Here is an 8,525-nt window from a genome sequence, read left to right as displayed (position 1 = left end):
TTGAATCGGCTGTTATGATGACATTTTCTACCTACGATGCCGTTGTATACCGAACCTGACCACCGCCGGGACCGCGGCGGCGCGGTCACCCGAGCACGGCGACGATGTGGGGAAGGTCGACCGTCGAACGGATCCCCGGGGGTGCCGCGCACACGAAGGGCACAGCGTTGACGGCGCGGTTCGCCGTGTATCCGGGCGACATGGCACCCATCCGCTCAAGAGGCACCGGAAAACGAATGTCGATGTCGAGCGGCGCGTCACCGTCGACCGAGATGTGCCAGCCGGTGGCGCGGACGTCCCACGAGGGATCGAGGCCGGTGGTGCAGTACCACATGGCCCGGAAACACAGCACCGGCCGACCGCCTCGGATACCCGACACCGTCATCCGTTGCGCGGCCATGGCGTCGGCCTCCAGTGTGCCGGCGGCGATCCGGACCGCGCGCCGCGCGGTCGCGACCTACCCGCTCGCCTCCAGGGAGTCCAGCGGCATCGAAAGCGCATCGGCGAATCGCGTTGCGAGAGATCTGCGAACTCGCTGATCGTCAGGTTGTCGAGCCGCCGCTGGATCGAGGTCAACACCAGCGGGACAGCCTCCGTGATGAACCCGGGACTGCTGCCGGTGGCGTGGATCGAGGTGCCACCGCGGTCGCATGCGGCCTCGACCCGCTCGCGAACCGCCGGATCGATACTGTCCGCACGATGGAACTCGCCCCGGGTCGTGACGATGTTCGCGCCCGCTGCCAGTAACCGGCAGACCTCGTCGATGTCGCAGGTGGCCGGCATGTACAGGATGCAGTCGGCGCCGAGCGCCAGGATCTCGTCGATGTCATGGGTCGCGACGACCCCGGTCGGGCCGAGCCCGCACAGCTCGCCGGCATCACGTCCTGCTTTGGCCGGCGTATGGACGTACACCCCGGCCACGGTCAGGTTCGGGTGCTCGATGACGGCCCGCAGCGCGCGGGTGCCGATGTTCCCGGTGACCCACTGGACGACCCGGTACTGCGGTGTGGCGTCCAATGCCCGTTGGCCCTCGGCCGCCCGTAACCCGTCGAGATCCCCTGCCACGTCGCCGCACCCTCCACTCTCCAGTGGAGAAAACGCTATTCTCCAAAAGCGAGATGGCCAATACCGATCCGCCTTCCCCCGCTTCATGGAGATGAACACCCGGCTGGAGGTCGAACATCCGGTCAGCGGGGTGGTCAGCGGGGTGGTCAGCGGGATCGACCTGGTCGCCGAGCAGAACCATGATCGCATATCCTCTGACCCGAAACCGAAGCCGAAACCGAAGCCGAAGCCCCGACCGACGGAGGTGAACCGATGATCGGCGCAGACGACCACCGCCGTCGCATCGAGCAGCGTGGCCTGTGGTTCGACGAACTGGAGATCGGCGTTGTGTACGTGCACCGGCCAGGACGGACCGTGGGCGAAGCCGACAACACCCTGTTCACCACGTTGACGATGAACGCGCAGGCGCTGCACCTCGACGAGGCGTGGAGCGCCACCCAGCCCTTCGGCCGCCGCCTGGTCAACAGCATGTTCACCCTATCGACCCTCGTCGGCCTGTCGGTCAACCAGCTCACCCAGGGCACCACCGTGGCCAACCTCGGCTTCTCCGACATCCGCTTCCCCGCTCCGGTCTTCCACGGCGACACCCTCTACGCCGAGACGACCGTGGTGGACAAGCGGCTCTCACGCAGCCGACCGGGCCAGGGCGTGGTCACCTTCGAACACACCGCACACAACCAGGACGGCGATGTGGTCGCGGTCGCCGTGCGTTCCGCGCTGATGCTGTGCTCCGACCCGGGCCCGGAGGTGAGTCGGTGACCACCGACCTGCCCGGACCGGCGCTGTTGTTCTGCCCCGCCGACCGTCCCGACCGATACGCAAAGGCGGCCGCGGCAGCCGACGGCGTCATCCTCGACCTGGAGGATGCCGTCGCCGCCGAGAACAAACCCCGGGCACGTCAAGCGCTGCGCGAGACCCTGCTCGACCCGATCCGCACGATCGTGCGGATCAACCCGGCCGGCACCGACGACTACGCCGAGGACCTGGCGGTACTCGCCGACACCCCGTACCAGACCGTGATGCTCGCCAAGACCGAGACGGCCGAGCAGGTGGCCGCCCTCGCACCACGCCACGTCCTCGCGCTCTGCGAGACCCCGCGCGGGGTGCTGGCCGCACCGGCCATCGCCGCCGTCGGCAACACCGTCGGCCTCATGTGGGGAGCCGAAGACCTGGTAGCCGCACTCGGCGGACGTTCCAGTCGGGACCCCAGCGGCCGCTACCGCCAGATCGCCATGCACGCGCGGGCCAGCGTCCTGCTCGCTGCCGGCGCCCACCTGCGCGTCGCCGTCGACTCCGTCTACCTCGACATCGCCGACCGGGACGGACTCGTCCGGGAGGCACAGGACGGGGCGGCCAGCGGATTCACCGTGAAGGCGTGCATCCACCCCAGCCAGGTCGCCGCCATCCGGCACGCCTTCCTGCCCTCGCCGGAGGAGGTCGACTGGGCCCGACGGGTACTCCAGGCGGCCCGGCAGGCGGCCGGTGTGTTCTCCTTCGAGGGCCGGATGGTCGACGCCCCCGTCCTGCGCCACGCCGAACACATTCTCGCCAAGCATCCGCAGTGATGCCGGATCCCTGAGGGCCTGTCGTGACGCCGGGCGTTTCCAGGAGTGCCCGGCAACAGGGGAGTGGATCAAGGAGTGGGGCCGGGGTGCGTAGATCGCGAGGCGGAGGAGAAAGGCACCGGAGGCGTCGGGCGTCGACCGACGGAGCCGGGCGTCGACCGACGGAGCCGGGGTGCCCGCACCGCTTCCCGTTGTGCGAAGCGGTGGACGCCGCGCTTGGCACGACCAACGAAGTGTCGTTCTTCCACATGATCCACAGCGCTGGCATCATGGGCCTCGCTGACGGCCCGACCGAGGTCCACAAGGTCACCGTCGCCCGCCAGGTTCTGCGGAACTACCGGCCGAGCGACAACCGCTGGCCCACGGAGCGGATCCCGAAGAAGGTGGAAGCCGCCAAGGCGACGTTCGCCGACTACCTCGAGCACGAAATGGGGAACCTGTGATTGACTTCGAGCGGCTTGCCGCCTGGATGGACGAGAACGGCCTGCCCGGCAAGGGCGAGCCGCTCGAGCACCGCTTCCTGTCGGGCGGAACCCAGAACGAGATCTACGAGCTGCGCCGCGGCGAGAACCGGTGCGTCATCCGGATCCCGCCACAGAACGCGCCGGCCGATCGCGACGAGGGGATCCTCCGCGAGTGGCGGATCATCGAGGCGCTCGACGGCACCGACGTGCCCCACGCCGAGGCCATCGCCATGTGCGCCGACACCTCGGTCCTCGGCCGCGCCTTCTACCTGATGGGCTTCGTCGACGGCTGGTCACCGATCAGCCGCAAGACCTGGCCGGCGCCATTTGACACCGATCTCGACGCGCGGGCCGGGCTCGGCTACCAGCTGGCCGAGGGCATCGCCCTGTTGTCGAAGGTCGACTGGGCGGCCAAGGGCCTGCACGACCTCGGCCGTCCGGACGGCTTTCACGAGCGCCAGGTCGACCGGTGGACGAAGTTCTTCGAGCGGATCAAGGGCCGTGAGCTCGAGGGCATGGACGTCGCCTCGGCGTGGCTGCGCGCCCACCGCCCGATCGACTACATTCCGGGCCTCATGCACGGCGACTACCAGTTCGCCAACGTCATGTTCGCCGACGGGGCGCCGGCCACGCTGGCCGCCGTCGTCGACTGGGAGATGGGCACCGTCGGCGACCCCAAGCTCGACCTGGGTTGGATGATCCATAGCTGGCCCGAGGACACCATGGCCGAGACGGCGTCGAAGGTCAGCTACGTCGACCTGCGGGGCATGCCGAGCCGCTCGCAGGTCCTCGCGCACTACGCCGAGGTGTCGGGCCGGCAGGTCGACGACATCGACTACTACATCATCCTCGCCAAGTGGAAACTCGCCATCGTGCTGGAGAAGGGGTTCCAGCGGGCCGGGGACGACCACCAGCTGCAGGCGTTCGGACCGGTCATCGTCGACACCATGAAGGCGGCGGCCGAGCTGGCCGAGACCACGGACTGACCCGGCCCGCGTCGGGGGGCGGCAGCAGTCCCCGGAACACCAACGGGGGCACCCGCTGGGCACGGCTGGTCCTGCAACTGGGCACATCCTGGGACGCGGCCAAGCCCACCTTCACCACGGAGCGGGGCACCTACGACAACCTCGCCCAGGGTGTCGTCTCGGTCTCGTCGGCCCGATTCAACGTCGCGGGCGACACCGCGGTCTTCGCCGCCGTCCCGGCCACCGGCCCCAGTGACACGAAGACGAAGGACATCGTCCACACCATCCGCAAGGCGGTGCCCTGAGCGCGACCGGCAGGGCACCGCGCAATACACTGCCCGCAACGATCATCAGCCCGGCCGGCGGAGGGGTACCGTCATGACCAACAGTTCGTCCAGCACAAACCACCGGCAACCGGCCGGTATCGACCCCACCGTGCCGCACTCGGCTAGAGTCTGGAACTACTGGCTTGGCGGCAAGGACCACTTCGCGGCGGACCGCGAGGTCGGTGACCGCATGCTTGCTCTCATGCCCGACCTGGTCGACTCCGCTCGCGCAGACCGGGCCTTTCTGGGTCGTGCCATCCGCTACCTCGCCGGTGAGGCGGAGGTTCGTCAGTTCCTCGATATCGGCACCGGGCTCCCCACCGCCGACAACACCCACGAAGTCGCCCAGACGATCGCGCCGGAGTGCCGCGTCGTCTACGTCGACAACGACCCCATCGTCCTGGTGCACGCCCGCGCACTGCTCACCAGCGTCCCGCAGGGCGTCACCGACTACCTCGACGCAGACGTGCGCGACCCCGACCTGATCCTGCAGGCTGCCGGCCGGACGCTGAACTTCGATCAACCGATCGCGCTCATGCTGGTGGGAATCCTGTGCTTCGTCACGGACGACGAGGCACACGCAATCGTGAATCGACTTCTCGACGTCGTACCGTCGGGCAGTTACCTGACGATCGCCCACCCCACCTCAGAAGTGCACGGCGAGGTGATGGAGAACGCCGTACGGGACTGGAACGAAGACGGCCCCTACCAGCTCATCCTCCGCAACAGCGATGAGATCGCCCGCTTCTTCGACCGCATCGAGCTGCTGGAACCCGGCGTGGTTTCGTGTTCGCAGTGGCGCCCCGAGCCCGGCGATCCCCATGCCGACATCAAGGTGGCCCAGTTCTGTGCCGTCGGCCGGAAGCCCTGACGCAGTGCCCTGCACACGTCCGCTCGGTTTTGTCACCGGATGCCGTAGGCATCGTGCGGACGCCTGATCTTGCCTAGGCGATGCAGATACAGCATGACCTGCCCGAAGGATCCCAGCACACCGACTTCAGTGTAAGGAATGTCTTTCGACCTACAAAAATCCTGAACTATCGGACGTACACGGCGAAAGTTGGAGCGGGGCATCCGAGGAAAAAGGTGGTGCTCAATCTGGTAGTTCAATCCCCCCGCCGCCAACGATACCAGACGCCCTCCGCGAATGTTTCGCGAGCAGACTACCTGACGGCGAACAAAATCCATGTCGTCGTTGTCGTACGTTGGCATCCCCTTGTGATTAATTGCGAATACGCAGCCGAGATAGATACCGAAGAGGCCCTGCTGCACAGCAAAAAATACCAGCACTTTCCATGGCGACAGCACGGCGATGAGCATGCCGCTGTACGCCAGAAAGTGCATGAACAGCAGAACTGCTTCAGGCGTTCGCCGCCCGGGCTTGAAGCCGGGTATGGCGAGCGCGCTCTTTATGTGCATTGATACAGCCTGAAACGACAACAGCGGCAGGAATGCGAAGGCTTGGACGCGCCGCGGCAGATACCGAACAGTGTCGTGCGAGCCGGCCTGACTCCAGGTCATCAGCATGAACTTGTTGGTGAGGTCAGGGTCCCGCTGCTCGTGGTTCGGGTAGGCATGGTGCCGAAAGTGGTTCGGCGCCCACCATCCATAACAGATTCCGATGGCCAGGTTGGCGTGCAGGAGGCCGATTCTCCGATTCGCCGATCGGCTCACGAGTATCTGGCTGTGGCTTGCATCGTGCGCAAGGAATGCGGTCTGAGTGAATGAGATCGCAAGAATCACCGCGGTTACGATCTGCCACCAAGAATCGCCGAGCAGGACGAAAGCGCTCCAGGTGACCAGATAAAGCGCGACGTTTGCCGCGATCAAGGTTCCATACGCTCCGTAACGCGGCTTCAGCAGACCCGCCGCTCGCACTTTTTCGAGCAACTCGATATAATCGCTTTGAATTTCCCGTTCTGGTCGAAGAGCGATGGCGGATTCCGCAAGACCTGTCTCACCTGAATTACGCAAGAAACGTCGACCTCCCGCCGGAGCATACTCCATAGAGTGACACACGAGAAGCCTCGTGTTTTGAAACGCTCGTATGTCCTGATACCGTCTCGCGCAAACGGGCGCTTCAACTTTCGGTCTCGACGTCGCCGTGCTGGATGAGGGTCGGTGGAGAGCTGCATGTGCGAGCCTACAGTAACGGTTCTAGCACTCGCCGGTTGACGACGGGCAGACCTGGGGTGTGCTTCAGGAGTCCGTTCGGGAAGCCATTCGTTGATCAATACGATGGTGACGGCGGATTCATGACGGAAAGCGACCGAATCATACCGATCCGTGAGTCACCCCTCGCGGCCGGGCTCAAGCCGTCGGAGGGCGCGCGGTCAGACGAGCATGAGCATGACGGCGCCCCATGAGCAGACCGGTGTATCCGACGACGGTAACCACCACCGCAAGAGCCTGCATGAGGGGGTTCAACCCCCTCGGATACAGCTCACCCTTGATATAGTGATCAATGAACCCTCCCGCATAGACCTGCTCAGCTCCCATCCGCCGCAGGTACTTCTCCAGCCACGTCAGCGGACACGGGAAACCGATCCCGACGATCAGCACGCCCCACAGCGCCGCGGGGACGTGCAGCCACAGCAGCCGCGGCCACCGCCAGACGAGCAGCCCTCCCACGACGACAAAGATGATGAACGTGACGTGGACGGCCACCACGAGATCGGCCAGCAACCGGTAGCGCATCATTCCTTCCCAGCGGTCTGCGGCATACCACGTGAGTCGGCCTGCTGCACCTGCCGCACCCGGTAGTCATCCTACGCACTCACGCAACCGTGACGCAGAACCGGCTCAGCGGGATCCCCACGTCAGACGGCCCTCGGTATTCCCGAGTGCGTGCGTTGGCGCACCTCGTCGGTGCACTCACCCATTTCATCCGCCCCTCCGCGAACATGTCGGAAAGTGCGGCGGTTCGAGCATGCGGCTTGCATGCTCGAACCGCGCGAAGAAGCTCTCGACGGCGGGCTGGATCGAAGTGGGCATTGCATGACTCCCGATGTCGTGGATTGGGTGTTTCTTCAGAGGACGTCTGCGAGGCGGCTAAGCAGCGGAACGGACGCATGCAGGTGGGCCAGTTCCGAGTCGGTGAACGATCGGGTCAACGCGTGCAGAAGCGCGTCGAAGACGGCTTGTTCGCTGTCTCGCAGCACGTGGTGGCCCGCATCGGTAATTGCCACCGCCACCTTGCGGCGGTCCGTCGCATCCACGCTGCGCGTCACCAACCCGCGCCGGCGCAGCTCGCTGAGGACCGCCGTGATCCCCGTGACGGTGGTCACGGGACTGACCGTAGGCTCCCTGCGGGTGTCCGAAACTTGTCCGGGGCGCTGACCTGGGACTTTCGCGGACGCGGGATCCCGGTCCAGCGCCGACGTCACGACGGAACGGATCAAGCGCAGGCCCCAACGGGTCACAGGTCGTCCGGCAGGAGACGGAACGCCTTGTGACTGGTGAGCGGGCGCATCGCGCGGAAGTCGCGTCGGTCGAGTGTGAGAACGCTGTCGGTCTCGTACTGCTCCGCCAGCACCACGTTCACCGCGTCCGCCAGGTCTATGCGCAGATCGGCATAGCGGGTCTGGACCGTGCGAGCCTTGCGGAGGGTATCGGCTGCCACCGCGGGGACCAACATGCGCTTGGTCCGCTCCTGTTGTAGCAGCCAGTCATTGACCGCGTAGGCGGTCCTGCGGTCGATGTTGCGGGTGATGATGTGCTCGACTTCGGCGAACACCAGTGGAGAGACCACGGTCACCGATGCCTCACGCAGCGCCGAGCGGGCTGCCAGGTGTTCCGGATTGCCGACGTTGAAGGCGGCCACCAGGCCAGAGGTGTCACCAACGACGATCATGTGGTGTTGCCGATCCTGCCGTTCTTCTGACTGACCGCTTGGTCGACCGCTTCGCGGACGTCGTCTTCGGTGACCGGGCCGCCGAAGTCGAGCGCCGGGATGTCCCAGTCGCCGGACCATCGGCGGGCGTGCAGCGCGGCGATACGGAACGCCTCACGAAAGTACTCGGCTTCAGGTCGGCCTTCGCGCGCCGCCGCCTCCTTGACGATCTGCAGGTACTCCTCGTCGACCATGACGGTCGTCTTCTTCAAAACCATAAGGTTATGGTACCAGCACCAGCACCGGTC

The 8,525-nt window shown here is 65.8% G+C and carries 10 protein-coding genes and 2 pseudogenes; 5 read left to right on the top strand and 7 right to left on the bottom strand.

Features of this window, described 5'->3' with window-relative positions; translation table 11 throughout:
• Positions 1-85: 85 nt before the first annotated feature.
• A pseudogene (locus tag U9977_RS27190) lies at positions 86-1,017 on the bottom strand (dihydrodipicolinate reductase).
• Positions 1,018-1,317: 300 nt separating this feature from the next.
• Between U9977_RS27190 and U9977_RS21695 the strand changes: the two are divergent.
• From U9977_RS21695 to U9977_RS21680, 4 genes and pseudogenes are all read left to right on the top strand, one after another.
• The gene (locus U9977_RS21695; RefSeq protein ID WP_322751128.1) at positions 1,318-1,824 is read left to right on the top strand and encodes a MaoC family dehydratase; all 507 of its coding nucleotides are present in this window, start codon (positions 1,318-1,320) and stop codon (positions 1,822-1,824) included.
• Positions 1,821-2,630 (top strand): CoA ester lyase, encoded by an 810-nt coding sequence (locus U9977_RS21690; RefSeq protein ID WP_322751127.1) that lies wholly within the window; start codon positions 1,821-1,823, stop codon positions 2,628-2,630. The genes U9977_RS21695 and U9977_RS21690 overlap by 4 nt, the downstream gene beginning before the upstream one ends.
• A 203-nt stretch (positions 2,631-2,833) precedes the next feature.
• Positions 2,834-3,073 (top strand): annotated as a pseudogene (locus U9977_RS21685) (acyl-CoA dehydrogenase); the annotation flags it as partial.
• Positions 3,074-3,099: 26 nt separating this feature from the next.
• On the top strand, positions 3,100-4,080 hold the full coding sequence (locus U9977_RS21680; protein ID WP_416210733.1) for a phosphotransferase family protein: 981 nt from the start codon (positions 3,100-3,102) through the stop codon (positions 4,078-4,080).
• A 130-nt stretch (positions 4,081-4,210) separates the two neighbouring features.
• On the opposite strand, the gene U9977_RS21675 is transcribed toward U9977_RS21680, so the two are convergent.
• Positions 4,211-4,333, bottom strand: coding sequence for a hypothetical protein (locus U9977_RS21675; protein ID WP_322751124.1), 123 nt, complete (start codon positions 4,331-4,333; stop codon positions 4,211-4,213).
• A gap of 104 nt (positions 4,334-4,437) precedes the next feature.
• Here U9977_RS21675 and U9977_RS21670 point away from each other — a divergent pair, with 104 nt between their 5' ends.
• A complete protein-coding gene (locus U9977_RS21670) occupies positions 4,438-5,256 on the top strand; it encodes an SAM-dependent methyltransferase (protein ID WP_322751123.1) in 819 nt (272 codons plus the stop codon).
• A gap of 32 nt (positions 5,257-5,288) precedes the next feature.
• Here U9977_RS21670 and U9977_RS21665 read toward each other — a convergent pair whose 3' ends face one another.
• The 5 genes from U9977_RS21665 to U9977_RS21645 form a co-directional block, all read right to left on the bottom strand.
• On the bottom strand, positions 5,289-6,359 hold the full coding sequence (locus tag U9977_RS21665) for an acyl-CoA desaturase (RefSeq protein ID WP_322751122.1): 1,071 nt from the start codon (positions 6,357-6,359) through the stop codon (positions 5,289-5,291).
• 336 nt (positions 6,360-6,695) lie between these two features.
• Positions 6,696-7,082, bottom strand: a complete 387-nt coding sequence (locus tag U9977_RS21660; RefSeq protein WP_322751121.1) for a DUF2784 domain-containing protein — start codon at positions 7,080-7,082, stop codon at positions 6,696-6,698.
• A gap of 332 nt (positions 7,083-7,414) precedes the next feature.
• On the bottom strand, positions 7,415-7,672 hold the full coding sequence (locus tag U9977_RS21655) for a MarR family winged helix-turn-helix transcriptional regulator (RefSeq protein ID WP_322751120.1): 258 nt from the start codon (positions 7,670-7,672) through the stop codon (positions 7,415-7,417).
• A 131-nt stretch (positions 7,673-7,803) separates the two neighbouring features.
• Positions 7,804-8,238, bottom strand: coding sequence for a PIN domain-containing protein (locus U9977_RS21650; protein ID WP_322751119.1), 435 nt, complete (start codon positions 8,236-8,238; stop codon positions 7,804-7,806).
• A partial coding sequence (locus U9977_RS21645) for a hypothetical protein (RefSeq protein WP_322751118.1) occupies positions 8,235-8,525 on the bottom strand: 291 nt, incomplete at its 5' end. The genes U9977_RS21650 and U9977_RS21645, both read right to left, overlap by 4 nt.

Origin of the sequence: Protofrankia sp. Cas8 (genome assembly GCF_963555845.1) — a bacterium.
Lineage (GTDB): Bacteria > Actinomycetota > Actinomycetes > Frankiales > Frankiaceae > Protofrankia.
Note: the sequence above shows the minus strand (reverse complement) of the source record. Positions and strands in the feature narration are given on the sequence as shown.

Excerpts from the sequence above, each read along its gene's own strand:
- U9977_RS21695 (WP_322751128.1), top strand. The coding sequence starts at position 1,318 with ATGATCGGCGCAGACGACCACCGCCGTCGCATCGAGCAGCGTGGCCTG.
- U9977_RS21680 (WP_416210733.1), top strand. The coding sequence starts at position 3,100 with ATGGACGAGAACGGCCTGCCCGGCAAGGGCGAGCCGCTCGAGCACCGC.
- U9977_RS21675 (WP_322751124.1), bottom strand. The coding sequence starts at position 4,333 with ATGTCCTTCGTCTTCGTGTCACTGGGGCCGGTGGCCGGGACGGCGGCG.
- U9977_RS21670 (WP_322751123.1), top strand. The coding sequence starts at position 4,438 with ATGACCAACAGTTCGTCCAGCACAAACCACCGGCAACCGGCCGGTATC.
- U9977_RS21660 (WP_322751121.1), bottom strand. The coding sequence starts at position 7,082 with ATGCGCTACCGGTTGCTGGCCGATCTCGTGGTGGCCGTCCACGTCACG.
- U9977_RS21650 (WP_322751119.1), bottom strand. The coding sequence starts at position 8,238 with ATGATCGTCGTTGGTGACACCTCTGGCCTGGTGGCCGCCTTCAACGTC.